Annotated in this window: 12 protein-coding genes and 2 pseudogenes; 4 read left to right on the forward strand and 10 right to left on the reverse strand. The window is 47.5% G+C overall.

The genetic code is table 11. The annotated features are described in order from the left end of the window. Nucleotides 1-34: 34 nt before the first annotated feature. Complete coding sequence (gene tsaB / locus ACLHG7_RS08530; RefSeq protein ID WP_410210622.1) at nucleotides 35-712, reverse strand: tRNA (adenosine(37)-N6)-threonylcarbamoyltransferase complex dimerization subunit type 1 TsaB; 678 nt, start codon at nucleotides 710-712, stop codon at nucleotides 35-37. 193 nt (nucleotides 713-905) lie between these two features. Between tsaB and ACLHG7_RS08535 the strand changes: the two genes are divergently transcribed. Further along, complete coding sequence (locus ACLHG7_RS08535; RefSeq protein ID WP_410210623.1) at nucleotides 906-1,556, forward strand: NTP transferase domain-containing protein; 651 nt, start codon at nucleotides 906-908, stop codon at nucleotides 1,554-1,556. A 41-nt stretch (nucleotides 1,557-1,597) separates the two neighbouring features. Here ACLHG7_RS08535 and urtE read toward each other — a convergent pair whose 3' ends face one another. From urtE to urtA, 5 genes and pseudogenes are all read right to left on the reverse strand, one after another. Continuing rightward, nucleotides 1,598-2,296, reverse strand: a complete 699-nt coding sequence (gene urtE, locus ACLHG7_RS08540; protein ID WP_410210624.1) for an urea ABC transporter ATP-binding subunit UrtE — start codon at nucleotides 2,294-2,296, stop codon at nucleotides 1,598-1,600. A gap of 35 nt (nucleotides 2,297-2,331) precedes the next feature. Then, nucleotides 2,332-3,078, reverse strand: a pseudogene (urtD, locus tag ACLHG7_RS08545) (urea ABC transporter ATP-binding protein UrtD); the annotation flags it as partial. 125 nt (nucleotides 3,079-3,203) lie between these two features. Continuing rightward, nucleotides 3,204-4,253, reverse strand: coding sequence for an urea ABC transporter permease subunit UrtC (urtC, locus tag ACLHG7_RS08550; protein ID WP_410210858.1), 1,050 nt, complete (start codon nucleotides 4,251-4,253; stop codon nucleotides 3,204-3,206). 56 nt (nucleotides 4,254-4,309) lie between these two features. Then, nucleotides 4,310-5,938 (reverse strand): urea ABC transporter permease subunit UrtB, encoded by a 1,629-nt coding sequence (gene urtB, locus ACLHG7_RS08555; protein WP_410210625.1) that lies wholly within the window; start codon nucleotides 5,936-5,938, stop codon nucleotides 4,310-4,312. 180 nt (nucleotides 5,939-6,118) lie between these two features. Continuing rightward, nucleotides 6,119-7,267 (reverse strand): annotated as a pseudogene (gene urtA / locus ACLHG7_RS08560) (urea ABC transporter substrate-binding protein); the annotation flags it as partial. A 356-nt stretch (nucleotides 7,268-7,623) separates the two neighbouring features. Between urtA and ACLHG7_RS08565 the strand changes: the two are divergent. Further along, a complete protein-coding gene (locus ACLHG7_RS08565) occupies nucleotides 7,624-11,172 on the forward strand; it encodes an ATP-binding protein (protein ID WP_410210626.1) in 3,549 nt (1,182 codons plus the stop codon). Beyond that, nucleotides 11,169-12,104: a response regulator gene (locus ACLHG7_RS08570; protein WP_410210627.1), complete on the forward strand. Its 936-nt coding sequence runs from the start codon at nucleotides 11,169-11,171 to the stop codon at nucleotides 12,102-12,104. The genes ACLHG7_RS08565 and ACLHG7_RS08570 overlap by 4 nt, the downstream gene beginning before the upstream one ends. A gap of 24 nt (nucleotides 12,105-12,128) precedes the next feature. Here the strand turns inward: ACLHG7_RS08570 and ACLHG7_RS08575 are convergent, their stop codons facing one another. Next, complete coding sequence (locus tag ACLHG7_RS08575) at nucleotides 12,129-12,677, reverse strand: gamma carbonic anhydrase family protein (protein ID WP_410210628.1); 549 nt, start codon at nucleotides 12,675-12,677, stop codon at nucleotides 12,129-12,131. 86 nt (nucleotides 12,678-12,763) lie between these two features. Next, complete coding sequence (locus ACLHG7_RS08580) at nucleotides 12,764-13,360, reverse strand: NUDIX hydrolase (RefSeq protein ID WP_410210859.1); 597 nt, start codon at nucleotides 13,358-13,360, stop codon at nucleotides 12,764-12,766. 270 nt (nucleotides 13,361-13,630) lie between these two features. Between ACLHG7_RS08580 and ACLHG7_RS08585 the strand changes: the two genes are divergently transcribed. Continuing rightward, nucleotides 13,631-14,194, forward strand: coding sequence for an NUDIX hydrolase (locus tag ACLHG7_RS08585; protein ID WP_410210629.1), 564 nt, complete (start codon nucleotides 13,631-13,633; stop codon nucleotides 14,192-14,194). A gap of 59 nt (nucleotides 14,195-14,253) precedes the next feature. Here ACLHG7_RS08585 and ACLHG7_RS08590 read toward each other — a convergent pair whose 3' ends face one another. Together ACLHG7_RS08590 and filE are read right to left on the reverse strand one after the other, a co-directional pair. After that, the gene (locus ACLHG7_RS08590; RefSeq protein ID WP_410210630.1) at nucleotides 14,254-16,296 is read right to left on the reverse strand and encodes a hypothetical protein; all 2,043 of its coding nucleotides are present in this window, start codon (nucleotides 16,294-16,296) and stop codon (nucleotides 14,254-14,256) included. A gap of 62 nt (nucleotides 16,297-16,358) precedes the next feature. Further along, nucleotides 16,359-17,276 carry a putative pilus assembly protein FilE gene (filE, locus tag ACLHG7_RS08595; protein ID WP_410210631.1) on the reverse strand — a complete coding sequence of 306 codons (918 nt, stop codon included), beginning with the start codon at nucleotides 17,274-17,276 and terminating at the stop codon, nucleotides 16,359-16,361. Nucleotides 17,277-17,279: the final 3 nt, after the last annotated feature.

Raw genomic sequence — 17,279 nt, forward strand, 5'->3', positions numbered from 1 at the left:
TCTGAACATCCAGAGGCTCCGCCTAAGTTCAATACTACATCTTGCGTTGCTGATCTAATTTTTTCCACGCATCGTCGCGTAGATAGACAGGGAGAGCCTGTTCTGCAGGCAGTGCCGCCCCCTGTTTGAGTAATTGCCAACCCAGCACCGCAATATCCTCTGCGGTTGCGATGCAATCAACATGACGTGGCAAACTCGATACCGCATCACTATTGATCAAAAGACTGCCACTGCCTACCAAGGCCTGCACACCATCTATAATGGTCACCACATGATAAGCCGCTAGTTGCTCCTCACCGATCAGTTGCATCATCCCCTGCTCATCCACTTGATAGGACGCGGCGTAGACTTCATTCATTCGCGCATCAATCACCGCCAAGACCTTGGTCAAACCTAATTTTAAATAAGCGTGCTGCGCCAAGGCTTGCAACGTCGAAACAGGAATCACGGGTAAATCATGTGCCCACGCTAAAGCCTGCGTCACTGCGGCATTGATCCGCACACCGCTAAATGAGCCTGGTCCACGACTGAAAGCGACTGCTGATAAGTTTTTAAAACTCAACCCTTTTTCAGTCAATATTTCATCGATCATAGGTAAAATCAGACGTGTCTGCTCACGCGCACGGAGGTCCAAACGCTCGGCCTGTATACCATCCGCATCATATAAAACAACTGAGCATTGATCTGTGGCGGTTTCTAACGCAAGTAACATGGTCATCCTTCAAAACAGCAGGAAATCAGTGCAGCGGATCATTGAGGCAATTGCTATTAGAGCAAGTCAGGATTAGCATATCATTAGCTCAATACTGCACGATAATAAATGAACATCAGAAACGCAGAAATGGCGAGATTACCCATTTCTGCATATCACTGATAAAAATTAAAGACAGGATTCTAAGCCAATTATGCCCACTCTGCTCACCTCACCCCATAAATCTCCTGACAAATTTCAGGAGCAAATGCTCCCGCCACTGTCCGCAATTATCCTCGCAGGCGGTGAAGGACGACGCATGGGGGGTGCCGACAAAGGGCTGGTTGAATATCAAGGCAAACCACTGGTGCAATGGGTCAAGGAAGCACTTCCCGACCATGTCGATCAGGTTGTGATCAGCTGTAACCGTAACCAAGCCATTTATGCAGCGTACGGTCAGACTGTCCATGACTTACCCAGTCATGAGACTTACGCAGGCGCACTTGCAGGCATTTTAGCAGCGCTTGAAGTTTGTACCCATGATTGGGTCATCATTACGCCTTGTGATTTGATTTATTACCCGACCCACTTTGCAAAATACGCTTGGGCAGCACTGAGCGCTCATCAAAAAATCGATCCGAACACCAGTCGAATTGTGGTGGCTCATGATGGTGAACGACGCCAGAATCTCTGTCTATTGGTCCATAAAAGTGAACGCGCTGGCATCCATGAAGCACTCAAAACCAGTCATGCGGTCCATCACTGGTTAGAGTCAAGGAAAGCGTTTATCATTCAATGGCATGATAAACAGGCGTTTATCAATGTGAATGATCCAGCGCAACTCAGTGCGCTGGATACAAAGTAAACGCGATGTTCTGAGACGATGACTGTCTCCAAACGTAGCGATTAGATCGCAACCATGGCACGGATATTTTTTTCCTGCATCTCTGCACCAGGCCCACTGGCAACCACTTCACCACGTGCCATCACGATATAAGCATCCGCAAGTTCCTCAGCAAAGTCGTAGAACTGCTCGACCAAAATAATCGCCATGTCCCCACGATCCGCCAACTTACGAATGACACGTCCGATGTCTTTAATGATGGAAGGCTGAATCCCTTCCGTTGGTTCATCCAGAATGAGTACTTTAGGTTCAGCCGCAAGCGCACGTGCAATCGCCAACTGCTGTTGCTGCCCGCCAGACAAATCCCCACCGCGGCGATGCTTCATTTCCAATAAAACCGGAAACAGCTCGTACAAATACTCGGGGACTTTCGATGATTTCTTTGCGGAAAACCGCGCCATCCCGATTAAAATATTTTCTTCGACGGTCAACATCGAAAAAATCTCACGGCCCTGCGGCACATAGGCCAATCCTTCGCGGACGCGATTCTCTGGAGTCAGTGTTTGAATCTCCTTTTGATTCAAACTGATGGCACCACTCTTGATCGGGAGTTGCCCCATCAGGCATTTCAACAGGGTCGATTTCCCCACACCATTGCGGCCTAGTACCACGGTACATTTGCCGATCTCGGCCGTGATCGACACATCCCGCAGAATATGACTACCGCCATAGAATTGATTTAAGCCTTTTATTTCTAACATATAATTGAGACCTCTATCTATTTTCTAAACACGGGTTAGCGACCCAAATATTTTTCAATGACATCACTATTGGCTTGTACGCTCGCCAGTGTCCCTTCTGCCAAAACTTGCCCTGCGGCAAGCACCGTGACTTTCTCACTGATGCGATCAATGAAGCTCATGTCATGCTCAACCACGATCAACGTGTGGTTTTTCTTCAGTTCCAGACACAGTTCAGCCGTGAGCTCAGTTTCATAATCCGTCATCCCTGCCACGGGCTCATCCAAGAGAATCAGATGAGGTTTTTGCATCAGCAGCATGCCGATCTCGAGCCATTGCTTCTGTCCATGCGACAGTAGACCGGCTTGTTTATTGCGAAACTCACCAAGACGCGTCATCTCAAGCGAAGCTTCAATATTGGCCTGTGTTTCGCCTGATAACTTACTGAACAGACTTTTGCGTACCGTTTTATCTTTTGGCGCAGCCAGCAGTAAATTTTCTAACACCGTAAAGGCCTCAAATACCGTCGGCTTCTGAAATTTACGCCCAATCCCGGCCTCTGCAATTTCTTCAGTACTCATTTTGGAGAGATCATGATGCTGTCCGAAGAAAGCAGTGCCTGATGTTGGACGGGTTTTTCCAGTGATCACATCCATCAACGTTGTTTTTCCCGCACCATTGGGACCAATGATGCAGCGTAGCTCTCCTTCATCGATATATAACGACAAATCGGTTAATGCACGGAAACCATCAAAATCGACATTTACTTTTTCTAAGTAAAGCGCCACGCCATGGCGCATATCCACGCCATCAGTTTTAAAGTTAATCCCCGTCTCATCACCAATCAGCAGGTCTTGCTCCGCGTATATAGCATTGGTACTGGAAGATATGCTGGTCTGTTGCAGTGCATGTTGTGCAGTCATCATCTTTATTTACCCTCACGCTTTGCAAAAAACTTGCTGTGTTGTAATTGTTTAAACAGCCCAACGATGCCGTAAGGCAGAAACAAGGTCACCACGATGAATAAGCCGCCCAGCAGCAATAACCAGACTTCTGGATAAGCCACGGTAAAATAGCTCTTTGCCGCATTCACAATCCCAGCACCCAGCAGTGGCCCAATCAAGGTGCCACGTCCACCCATAGCGACCCAAACCGCCATCTCGATTGAATTAGATGCTCCCATCTCACTGGGATTGATGATCCCGACTTGTGGCACATAGAGCGCACCCGCAATCCCAGCGATCACCGCAGACAATGTCCAAGCGGTGAGCTTGTACCACTGGGTGCGATAACCCAGAAAGCGCAGACGATTCTCACTGTCGCGAACGGCACCGAGCACACGCCCAAAGGGGAGCGACATCAGATAGCGCAGTCCGACAAAACACAACATCAAGGATACGGCCGTCAACATACAAAGCACGACACGCGTGGTCGGTGAAGTAATCGAATAACCCATGATCGTGGTGAATCCGGTAAAGCCATTGTTTCCGCCAAATCCGGTCTCATTGCGAAAGAACAGTAAGGTCGCCGCAAAGGTCATGGCTTGGGTAATGATCGAGAAATAAACGCCTTTGATTTTTGAACGAAATGCAAAGTAGCCGAAAACAAATGCAACTAAACCCGGAACAAGAATCACCAGTAAACTGGCCCACCACAAGTGCTGAGAACCCGTCCAATACCAAGGTAAAGCTTTCCAGTCGAGGAAGACCATAAACGGTGGCAGAGCATCGGGCGATGCTTCACGCATTAGATACATCCCGAAGCAATACCCCCCGAGTGCAAAATACAAACCATGACCCAGACTCAAAATACCCGCATAACCCCAGACTAAATCCAAGGCCAAAGCTACCAGTGCAAAGCACATAATCTTGCCCAGCAAGGTGATCCAGTAAGCCGACAGATAGAAAGCAGAATCACTGGGCAACAGATGCAAAAGAGGTAAGAGCAGCAAAATCAGGAAGCTGACTGCAATACTCATCGCACCCCATTTATTGCCCGCAAATAACTTCAAAACATTCGAAATGATCATCATTATTACTCCACGAATCGACCTTTCACCGCAAACAAACCTTGCGGACGACGTTGAATAAACAGAATAATCAAGCCTAATAACAATATTTTGGCAAGCACTGCACCCATCATCACTTCCAAGAACTTGCCGGATACACCAAGTCCAAATGCAGCCAGCATTGCCCCAAGCAACTGGCCCACTCCCCCCACCACCACAACTAAGAAAGCATCAACAATATAGTTCTGCCCAAGATCAGGACCGACATTGCCAATTTGCGATAACGCACAGCCTGCAAGGCCTGCAAGTCCTGAACCCAAACCAAAAGCCAGCATGTCGATACGACTTGAGCGAACACCGATTGCACGTGCCATTTGACGGTTCTGCGTGACTGCACGGACAAACAATCCAAAACGTGTCCCTGAAATCAACCACTTCACAGCAAGCAATACCGCAAGGGTAAAACCAATAATCGCAATCCGGCTATAAGGCAGGGTGAGTGAAGGGGATATGATGACCCCGCCACTCATCCAAGACGCATTGGCGACTTCGACGTTTTGCGCACCAAAAATCATGCGCACCAATTGCATTAGAATCAGACTCACTCCGAATGTCGCAAGCAAAGTCTCTAATTGACGCCCGTATAGAGGACGAATCACTATTCGCTCGATGATCATGCCAATGACCGCACTGACCAGAAATGCAGCAGGAATGGCGGCAAATAGATAACCATCGGCAATGCTCGGCAAATAATGGTTGAATAACCCCTGCATCACGTAGGTGGTATAGGCGCCAATCATGATCAGCTCACCATGCGCCATATTGATGACGCCCAGCAAACCATAAGTGATCGCAAGCCCCAGTGCTGCGAGCAGTAAAATACTTGCCATGCTCAACCCTGAAAATAAATAACCACCCCACTCACTGCCTTTGATTTTGAGCGCAATCTTGTGCTCAGCACTGATTAGCGCCGCCTTAAGTGTCGGTGAAATGCTCGGATCAGCCAGTTTCTCTTGAACAAGATTAAGAATCTCTGGATCGTTACTACTCGCCAACGACTCCGCACCCGCAAGCTCGCGCTTGGCATCGCCTGAAGCCATATCTTTCTGCGCTTGAATGCGCGTCAGGATCGCAAGGACACTCGGCGCTTTTTCGACTTTAAGACGCTCGGTCAAAATCGCATCATCGACACTCAGCGGGTCTGCCGCTAATGTTGTCGCCGCAGCTTGTCTGGTCGCCACATCTGCCGCCATAAGCCCTGCTTTGGCACGATGTTCATCAATCGCAGTCCGCATGGCATTATTCAAACTGATCGCCGTTAATGCGTCTGCAGAAATATTGGCTTTTTGATCCGTCACATAGTCTGTAAACGTGCCATCACTTTGCATCAAATAGGCATGACCTTTGGCATCGGCATAGAGCTGATCATTTTCAAGCGCTGTGAATAACTTCTCCAATGACGCAGGAGAATCAGGCCAATGTTCAATCAGTGCCATTTGTCCATCAAAATCAGCCAACACAAACTTCGACACCGGCGAGATTGCAACAGCGTCGGCAGCCGTACTTACAGGCGCAACAGACGTGGTGACGTCATCGGCAAAGACAGGCGATAGACAGCTGATGGATAACAAAAGGGTGAGCATGGGACGCAACATAATCTGCTCCAGACAATCAGGATATAAAATACAAACGCAAAGATTTTTCACGCATCAACCAGTAGAGCATTCAAAAATCTTTCAAAAAAAAACCAGAGAGGTCAGTGCGTCAATCTCTCTGGCTTGCACAGGCAAAAACGCATAACTCAAAAAACTCGTTAACTTCTATTCAACATTAACTTATTTAGGAACGTAAGGACTCCATGGCTCAGCTCTGATTGTCGTTGGTGTCTTGTAGACCACATTAAACTGACCATCAGCACGGACTTCACCAATCATGACGGGCTTATGCAGATGATGATTAGTCTCATCCATGGTTAAGGTATAGCCAGATGGTGCTGCGAAAGACTGGCCTGCCATAGCATCACGTACTTTATCCACATTGGTGGTACCGGCTTTTTTCACCGCTTGTGCCCACATGTTGATCCCTACATAGGTCGCTTCCATCGGATCATTGGTCACGACTTTGTCCGCATTAGGCACATTGTTTTTAGCCGCCCAAGCGCGATACTTGGCAATAAACGCAGTGTTAACTGGATTTTTCACCGACATGAAGTAGTTCCATGCAGCAAGGTTACCCACCAAAGGCTTGGTATCGATACCACGTAGTTCTTCTTCACCGACTGAGAATGCAACGACAGGAACCTGGGTTGATTTCAGACCTTGGTTACCCAGTTCTTTGTAGAACGGTACGTTTGAGTCACCATTAACTGTTGAAATAACGGCTGTTTTCTTACCGACTGAAAATTTCTTGATATTGCCCACGATGGTTTGATAATCACTAAAACCAAATGGGGTGTACACTTCCATAATGTCTGAATCAGCAACGCCTTTTGATTTCAGGAAGGCACGAAGAATCTTGTTGGTGGTCCGTGGATAGACGTAGTCTGTACCGAGTAAGAAGAAGCGTTTTGCACTGCCGCCTTTTGGACTCATCAAGTATTCTACCGCTGGAATCGCTTGCTGGTTTGGCGCAGCGCCAGTATAGAAAATGTTTTTAGATAGTTCTTGGCCTTCATATTGCACTGGGTAGAACAGTAGGCCATTTAACTCTTCAACGACAGGCAATACTGATTTACGCGATACAGAAGTCCAGCAACCAAAAATGACATCGACTTTATCTTTGGTGAGCAGTTGGCGGGTTTTTTCCGCGAACAGTGGCCAGTTAGAGGCTGGATCAACCACGACAGGTTCTAATTTTTTACCGAGCAAACCGCCTTTGGCATTAATTTCTTCAATCGCCATGAGTGCGGTATTTTTCAGAGAGGTTTCTGAAATCGCCATCGTGCCAGATAATGAATGTAACACCCCGACTTTAATAGTATCTGCAGCCTGAACAAGGCTTGTGCTTAATGCCAATGCGGTGGTGACTGCGGTCAGCATAAAATTACGACGACTTATCATGTTGTGATCACTCCGAATACTTGCTTTGATTGAATGCGTACTTTGATTAAGTGTTACCCGAGCATATTGTTGCTGCTTGGTATAACCTTATGCGTAATTATGCTATCGGGCTATACGTCACTTACCGTATAGCCATGCGTAGAGGGAGTCGGCAATCTGTGCTTTTATCGTGCGTCGACCATGTAAAACGTAGCAATCCTCATCATTAGACGGCTTAAAAGAGTCTGTAAAACGATGCAAAATGTAATATTTATAAACCCTATAAACACTGATGGTTGTCCATGACTGTGAATCACGCACTAAATCATCAAGCCAAAGAGAAGAAACCCATCGCGCCGCAGCGCATTATTAAAATCAGGCGCGATTACAATATTTGGGTTGCTGATGAGACTCTAGAGGACTATGCGCTCCGCTTTACACCGCGCAGTATGCGGAAGTGGTCAATTGCCCGGGTTGCCAACACCGCTTATGGGGCGGTGGCCTTCTTAGCACTGGAGGCAATTGGCGGCACAATTGCATTGAACTATGGATTTACCAATGCGGTATGTGCGATCTTGGTGGTGTCACTGATTATTTTCTTAAGCAGCTTACCGATTAGCTATTACTGCTCGCGCTATGCCATAGACATGGACTTGCTGACGCGCGGTGCAGGTTTTGGTTATCTGGGTTCCACCTTAACCTCACTGATCTACGCCTCATTTACCTTTATTTTATTTGCCATCGAAGCATCGATCATGGCCATGGCACTCAAGCTGTATTTTGATATGCCCTTGCCCATCGCCTATCTGGTCAGCGCCTTGGTCGTTGTGCCCATCGCGATGCGCGGCATCACTATGATTAGCCGCTTGCACGTCTGGACGTTACCGTTGTGGTTGATTTTAATGATCACACCCTTTGTATTTGTGTTGATTCAACATCCGACGTTAATCAGTGAGGTCACCTCTTTTACGGGGTTCAACAGTGACCATACCCCGCGTGCAAACAATGCCTTCAATCTCCTATCCTTTGGTGCGGCATCGACGCTGATCTTTGCACTGATTGCACAGGTGGGCGAGCAAGCCGACTATTTACGTTTCTTACCCGAGAAGACCAAGCAGAATAAATGGCGCTGGAACTTTGCCATGATGTTTGCAGGACCCGGCTGGATCTTCTTGGGTGTGCTGAAGATGCTGGGCGGCGTGCTACTCATGTATCTGGCGCTGCAATATCACACCCCGATTGAACATGCCGCTGAGCCTGCGCAAATGTATTGGATTGCCTATACCTTTATTTTTAGCAATCCCCAAGTCGCACTCGCCGTGACCGTATTACTGGTAGTGATTTCTCAGATCAAAATCAATGTGACTAATGCTTATGCTGGCTCGCTCGCCTGGTCAAACTTCTTTTCTCGCCTCACCCATAGTCATCCGGGACGCGTGGTGTGGCTTGTGTTTAACGTGCTGATTGCCATTTTACTCATGGAAATGGGGGTATTTCGCGCAATTGAACAAGTCCTTGGCCTCTATGCCAATTTGCCCATTGCCTGGATCGGTACTCTGGTCGCGGATCTGGTGATCAATAAACCGCTCGGATTAAGCCCCAAAGGCATCGAATTTCGCCGCGCGTATCTTTTTGATGTCAACCCTGTGGGTGTTATTTCGATGGTATTTGCCTCGATTTTGTCGATTACGGCGTTTTGCGGCGTTTTTGGCGAAACCACTAAAGCTCTCGCCTCCTTTATCGCTTTAGGTAGCGCTATGCTTTGCACTCCGCTGATTGCATGGCTCACGAAGGGTCGCTACTACATTGCACGAAAACGCCCCAGTCACTTGACCGCTAATAGCAGTTGCTGTATTTGTGAAAAGACCTATGAGTCAGAAGATATGGCGCATTGCCCCGCCTATAGCGGTCCGATTTGCTCACTGTGCTGCTCACTGGATGTGCGCTGCCACGATCTCTGCAAACCCGACGCGCGACTAGCCGTTCAATTCTCAGGCGCGATGCGTAGATTCTTACCACGTTCGATTGCCAGTAAAGTCAATACACGACTGGGAATCTATATTCTGGTTGTGGTGACGCTCTCGCTCATCATGGGTGCGATGCTGGGTTTACTCTATATTCAAGAAATCCAGTCTGCGGGGGTATCCTCATCTATCGTGCTCCAAGAGCAATTGCGCTTCTTATTTATCAAGATCTTTGCCCTGTTGTTTGTCTTGATTTGTGTCGGCTCGTGGTGGTTAACCCTCACCCAAGAAAGTCGTAGCGTCGCTCAATCCGAATCCAATCGCCAAACCAGTCTGTTGATGGAAGAAATCAGTGCCCATCAAGAAACAGACACCCAGCTCCAAGCCGCCACCAAAAATGCCGACAGCGCCAATCGGGCAAAAAGTCGCTATATCACGGGGATCAGCCACGAGATTCGTACACCGCTGAACAGTATCTTGGGCTATGCCCAACTGTTGATGCAAGACAGCACTTTGTCTCATGAGAACAAGAAATCACTCGATATCATTAAGCGTAGTGGTTCGCACCTCGTCTCTTTGGTCGATGGCCTTCTGGATCTCGCCAGCATCGAAAGTGGTAAACTGAAGCTCGAAACGATCGAAATCAACTTGCCGATTTTCATCCAACAGATTATCAGCATGTTTCAACCACAGGCTGCTGATAAAGGCATCCGCTTTATCAGCCATATCTCTGAACAACTGCCGATCTTTGTCCGAGTTGACCAGAAACGACTTGAACAAATCCTGATTAACATCTTGGGCAATGCTATTAAATTTACCCAACAGGGTGAGGTCGTCCTCCGCGTCTACTATCGCTCGGTGACTGCAATCTTCGAAATTCAGGATTCCGGTTGCGGGATTCCTGAACATGATTTACAGCGGATCTTTAGCCCGTTTGAACGCGGTGGAGGCATTTCAGCAAACTCGCCATCGGTTAGCGGTACTGGGTTGGGATTAACGATCTCAAAACTCCTAACGGACTTACTCGGCGGGGAGCTCACGGTTTCAAGCACCTTAGACGTGGGCAGTACGTTTCAGTTGCGTTTATTCCTACCTGCGGTGCGTTTACCTCAGCATATTCCACTTGAAGATGTGACGGATATTTCAGGCTATCGCGGTGAACGCTTACGCATCTTGGTTGTGGATAATGAACCTAATGATCGTGAGCTACTCTCGAAGTTGCTGAGCAAGTTGGGCTTTATCGTCCAAGAAGCTGTTTCTGGGATCGAATGCTTACGTCTCGTTGCAGAATTCCAGCCCGCTTTGATTATTATGGACATCAACATGCCGATGATGGATGGCTGGCAAACCAGTGAATTACTAAGGCGTAACCATCTCAGCTTTGCACCGATCTTAATCGTGTCTGCCAATGCCTTTGAACGCGGCAAAGAAAATTCCGCCGGAATTGCGGAAAGCGACTTCTTAGCTAAACCCATCGATTTTACTAAATTACTTGATAAAATTCATCGGGTTTTGGATCTCGAATGGATTTCCCCTTCAACTGCTACAGAAGACGCTCATCAAATCATCCACGAGGCCCACTCTACTCAAGAAGAGGGTATCCTCTTTGAGGATCATATCCATCAGCGTGATAACCCCTTACCGAGCCCAGTAGATATCAATGTGGAGATTAAACATATTTTGAATCATGTTCTCTCTCAGGATGATCACCAATCACTGGTTGATCTTGCGCATATGGGTTATGTCCGAGGATTACTCAACACCTTGGATCACATTGAAGCACAGCAGCCGGAGGTACTTCCCCTGACCCGTCTACTGCGTGAGTGTGCCATTCACTTTCGATTTCCAGCATTGATTAGACTCTTAAAAACAGGGGAACGTGAATGATCAGCCCCCTACCTAATCCGCAAAATGCCATGGTGTTAATTGTCGATGATGCCCCAGAAAACCTCTCGCTCTTGCATACCATGCTCGAGCAAGCGGGTTATACCGTATTGGTTGCAACCGATGGTCAAACCGCGCTTGAGCGTGTTGCCAAGTTCACCCCCGATGCAATCCTGCTGGATGCGCTGATGCCAGGTTTAAACGGCTTTGAAACTTGTCGTTTGCTGAAGACCAACCCACTGACCCAATATATTCCGGTCATTTTTATGACAGGTCTGACGGAAAGTGAGTATGTGGTCAATGGTTTTGAGGCAGGGGGGGTGGATTATGTCACCAAGCCGATCAGGCCCAGCGAGGTGCTTGCGAGGCTGGCAACCCATATCAAAAATTCACGCTTGGCCAGTCAAAATCGACAAGCCATCGATGCTGCGAAAGTTGCAATCCTCGCTGTATCGCAAACCGGGAAATTACGCTGGCAAACCGATGCCGCCATGCATTTGCTTGCACATTATGATTGGGCGGCGAGTTGGCAGAATAATGAGCCGCCACTAGAGATTTTCAATTGGCTTCAACACCCCGAGCTCGAATCTCTAACCCTCAACTGGCTAGACCAACGTTTAATCTTGAGTAAACTCGGCGGGACAAACGACGGAACACAGCTGATCTTACTCAAAGAAATTGATGCCCCCAAAGATACGACACCCAAGCCAGACCTCATTATGCAGGTCTGTGGCCTCACCCATCGTGAAGCCGAAGTCATTCATTGGGTGACTCTAGGCAAAACCAATCGCGATATCGGAGAAATTCTCGAACTCAGCCCACGTACAGTAAATAAGCACCTTGAGCACATCTTTACCAAACTCGGTGTAGAAACTCGAACGGCGGCTGCATCCATGATCGCAGCAAAGATTCGTCAACGCGTGGATGTCACTTAAACGATGTCGTTGTCTACGCGTTCATTATGCAAACGTATGGATGCGTAGTCCTGTCTTAAAACGCTTGCAATGCTCCGCATAGTGCAATGCGCTCATACGAATCATCGCCTCAACGGCTTCGCTTGCGGGTTTCACAATCTTACCCGGAGAACCCATCACAATGGAGTTATCCGGAATCACCATGCGCTCTGGAATCAGGGCATTGGCGCCAATAATGCAGTTTTTACCAATCACCGCATGATTCAGAATCACGGCATTGATTCCGATCAAACTATTGTCACCGATTTGGCAACCGTGTAGTGTCACTTGATGCCCAACCGTCACGTATTGTCCAATGCTCAGGGTAATTCCAGCATCAGTATGCAGCACTGAATTTTCTTGAATATTACTAAAGTCCCCAATCTCGATCAGCGCGTTATCGCCACGAATCACCGCACCAAACCAGACACTGACCGACTGACCTAATCGTACCTGCCCAATCACCGCAGCACTGTCAGCGACCCACCCTTCCCATGGTGTTACTAAAGAATCAACCGTAGTCGTGGGGCAATACTCTTCAAAACAATACAACATACACGCAACTCCATTTGAATCCGATAAACAGCACTGCCGCTAGCGCACGATAAGACTAGACTCATCAGCAATGTCCGAAATAGCGGTCATTTCACATAAAAGATGGGCCAATCAATTTTTTTGCCGAGACCATAACGAACCAGATCGACCAAGATCCGTCCTGTTAAGCCCCAAACCACTTCATTCTCCACCTGAAAACTGGGGACAACAAATGCGCCAGCTTTCATTTGTACACGGTATTGAGTAGGCTTTTCATTCAATAAAAAAGACAGACGCACGAAGAATAGTTTCTCAATTTCATCAGGCTGAGCCACCAGTACCGCATCACGCGGAATAACACCAACGATTGGCTTCACACGCAAACCACTGCGTGCCTTTTGTGTCGGGAGCTCCCCCAGTAAACGCACTGAAAACGGGTCTAATGCAGTCTCTTCCCACGCCTCCCGCAGCGCCACAGCGATATTGCTGGTATCACTCGGATCGCGCTTGCCACCCGGAAAGGAAACTTCTCCCGCATGCTGATTCAAATGCCCTGCTCGCTTAGACAACAAAATCTGCGGATCATCTTCATCCGTCATTGCTAATAACACTGCGGCATCGGCCATGGTACGATGCTTGGCAAAACGCAGCTGTGACTCCAGACGAGTCAATAACGATGATGCCGCTGCAGGCTCAGAATGCATGGTTCGATGACTTCTAAATTTAGGTAAAGTTAAGTATTTTTTCATATTTAAATCTTAAATTTATCCTTGAGCGCAAACTAGCAGTTTTTCGTTATTCTGACTTGATTCCATCTGCATTATCGCAGTTTATCGGCTGGGTTTGCAGACAATAGTTCTGGGATTTTGAATGGTTGTTTGATATTGTTGACGGTCATCCAGAGTAACCAAATGCAGTGATGCAGGGTTGATTAGAAATGCCCGTTTTTGGGGCTAGGTTTAGGAACAGGCTTTATGTCTTTTTGTTTGAAATGTGGTCATGCAACAGAGAATGCCATTCCCGCAGGTGACTCACACTACCGTGAGGTCTGTCCCAATTGTGGTTTCATTCACTACGAGAACCCCAAAATCATTTGCGGTGCGCTTGCCCTGTGGAAAGACAAAGTCCTGCTCTGCCGCCGCGCCATAGAACCCCGTTACGGACTCTGGACACTGCCTGCTGGTTTCATGGAGCTGCAAGAAACCATGGAACAAGGTGCCGCACGTGAAACCTGGGAGGAAGCCGAGGGTAAGGTTGCCATCGATCAACTCTATTGCAGCTACAATATTCCTAGAATCGGGCAAGTATATATGCTGTTCAAAGGACAGCTTGAAGAAGGGGCTTTCGGTGCTGGTGAAGAGAGCCTAGAGTGTGCATTATTTGATGAAGCCGATATCCCGTGGGACAATCTGGCTTTCCCCAGCATCTACCGCACGCTCAAGCATTACTACCATGACCGTAAGACCTATGACTTTGCCAAAGATCAAGTGCCTTTTCATCTAGAAACCATTTCAGGTGATGACACCGTCATTGAGTAAACATCCTAATCAGCATCATGCAAAAAAGAGACCGTAAAGGTCTCTTTTTTAGGCCTATATTACTTGCCTATAGGTTGTGCGTAACACTGAGTCAACGCCATGGTTACCGTACCTGAACTGCGTGCAGTAATAGTCTTGTCAGTTGCCGTTTGGGTGGACTTCAGCGAATTCCATGAATCATAAAAATTCGTGTATGCAGCAGGAAGTACACTTTGCTCACCAGTACTGACCACAGTGACGACACCCGTTTGAGAGTCTGTTGTCGTGACATTGGTATTATCACTGATATTGATATTGCGGCTCGAAATCCCCGCCACATTCACTTTGACAGAATTCACTTGGGAAATGATCGTGCTTAATGTACCGACTTGAATCCCATCTAAGGTCCCTGTGACTACACCATTACTATCTAGTTGATCAAATTCATGACCACTGAGCATGATTACTGGGCTGATATATAAGTTGTTGATGTTTGAAACGCCTTGGAATGCCGCACCGACTAGACCAATACGCTTTTGCTGAGTGGGTTTGGTCGGATCAGCTGATGGACTTAAGAGCGTCGTCGGATCTGCAGGGCTGCAATCCTGTTTCATATCGGTAATGATATTGCCATTTGCCAAAATCACAATGCCTTGGGTTCCAAGCACACAGCCCGCCGTACAATTGGTGGAATTGGTATAGTGGAACGTCAAGGTAGCATACAATGGAAAAATCGCTTTATTTCCCGGACCAACATTCGATGCGGTTTTGAAAACCACAGGGTCTAAAAAGCTGTCTACGCTTCTTGATTTAGTCAATGTCATCGTGCCATTGTAGTAACTTGGATTTGAGTTTCTTCCTTGCTGCCAAGTCGCAATCTCGTTAACAGGTGCTGTGGCTGCTGGTGAAGGCTGAGTCACGTTTTGCCACAACGTATTGCTCCCGACAATATACGTCCCACCGATTAAACGACCATTCGTAAAGGTCGCAATACCTAATAAATTATTCGGATCCATACTTGCCTGCGGCTGCCAGAACCCGTTGGTATTCAGCGTAACTGCCTCAGGCTTCCAGACGTAGTTACTGTTCACAAAATTATTGACTGGATTTAAGAATGAAGGAGCGCTTACCGAGCTATTGTTTAAAGAGAGCCGCGTAAAGCCTGATCCATTGGTGAGCAAGGTATAAGCCGTTGCGGTCGCTGAAGTTGGTGCTCCTGTACTATCTCTTGGTGTGGTATCACCATTCCATTCAGCACCCTGACCAATCAGGAACCCACTGCGATCAATCACGTTATACAGGCCCAGCAATGCCTTATCATTGGTTGCAACACCTGTAGCCTGCGTTGCCACGTCGGCTCCACCCAGCAGTCCACTCAAAATGAGCCCAGGGGAGGAATAATACGAACCCGCTTGTAAAACTTGCAAACCTTGATTTAAGCGCGCAGTCGCGTCGTCTTTCGAAATCAACGTACGACCCAATTGATTCAGGATCGGCTGAAAGGTATCGATAAACGCGCCATTTGACATATCGGTTGCAGCGATATCTTTAGTGAGCGCATTCATGGCATCTTTAACCGTGCTATCAAGCACTAAACGACTCGTCGGCTCAGTGGGATTATAGGAGTAGTTCGGACTTCTGAGCGTCTCAAGCAATTGGGTAATATTAACTGCACCTGCAGTAATGGTACCTATCGCAAGTGTTGACGGTGGAACGAGATCATTGGGGGTGATACGAATCAGTGTGGCAACACCTTTTTTCAGGGTATAGGTGCCCAAGGTTACTTTACGCTTAGCATCGGTGGATTGTAAAAAGAATGTGATATTCGAGTTATTTTCGCAAGAGACGGTGCCTGTGGCATCCGTGATATTGTTGTATGTTCCGCAAGTATAATTGAGTCCTGCAACAGGAGAATCAACAATAAACTGTGTCGTAATACACTTGGTCGTATCGGTACAAGCAACGATGCCTGTAGTTGGTGAGACAGTAGGATCTGCTAAGTTATTACTCCCTCCCCCACACGCACTCAAAGCACCGGCCAAGGCCATGATCGACAACGCTGGCAATGCAACACGTCCCATCGATTGAGACTTTCCTGCATTTATCGGTTTATTTAAGTCCATTTTCATTAACCTCATCTCATCAATCATATAAATTACGAATTAAAACGGCATACACCGATTCATTATCGCAGGGGCAGTAACCGCACTTGTCCGACTGGGGATAATGTGGTCCCCGGTAAATCAATCGCCTCAACAAGCGGTGTCAGCATCAGATAACGCGTATGATCCGGCACATGTAAAGTTCCGATTAAAATCGAAGGTTGCAGCAATGTAGCAGGGAGTTTCTTTTGGTAAAAGCCATTGACGCCTTCCAGTACACAGCCTCGTTCATCTAAAAAAATAGGCAAAGGCCAATAGTAAGCAGATTGCTGGCTCAGAGGTGCAAAAGATTGTAGCGATATGTCTTTTATGGCTGATCGAAACTCAACCAACTCATAATTCAAGCTCGCCTTATGATTCACCGCAGGCTTATCAGAACGCGGCCACAGAATAAGCAATTGATCACGGAGCAATTTTGATTGCTGCAGTTCTGAAATAGGCAGACAGGTCTTATTAATGAGCGGTGTAATTTCTGAGGCAGGGACACGCTGATATTTTGAAGACAACGTCACCAAGACTGGCGGTTTATTGGCTTGAATCTTGGGTTGTGGTTGGGGCTTCTGAATGGCGCCAGGCACACGTTCAATGACTTCAGTCCCACCCTGACCATCGGGAATCGGATAAAATCTGGATTTACCCTCCAAATTAAATTCACGTTTCTCTAGGTAATCGCTATCAACGTACTTTTCACCATTCAACGTCAACGTTGGTGATTCTGGTGTCACCGCTTTACTCGGTGCAGGCGTAGCAGAGATAGGGGCTTGATCCGTATCGCGCTGAATAGTCCGCATATGACCATCCGAATCAATCACGGTATAAAACTTGGATTCTGCGTCGTCCGCATAAGCCTGACCCATGAAAGCCGCATCAAGTGCCGCATACTGCAATACGATCCCAGACACACATAGGAAGAGACGACTACAGTACCGCAATAAACTCATCAC

Origin of the sequence: Aquirhabdus sp. (genome assembly GCF_046462495.1) — a bacterium.
In the GTDB taxonomy this organism is placed as follows: Bacteria; Pseudomonadota; Gammaproteobacteria; order Pseudomonadales; family Moraxellaceae; genus Aquirhabdus.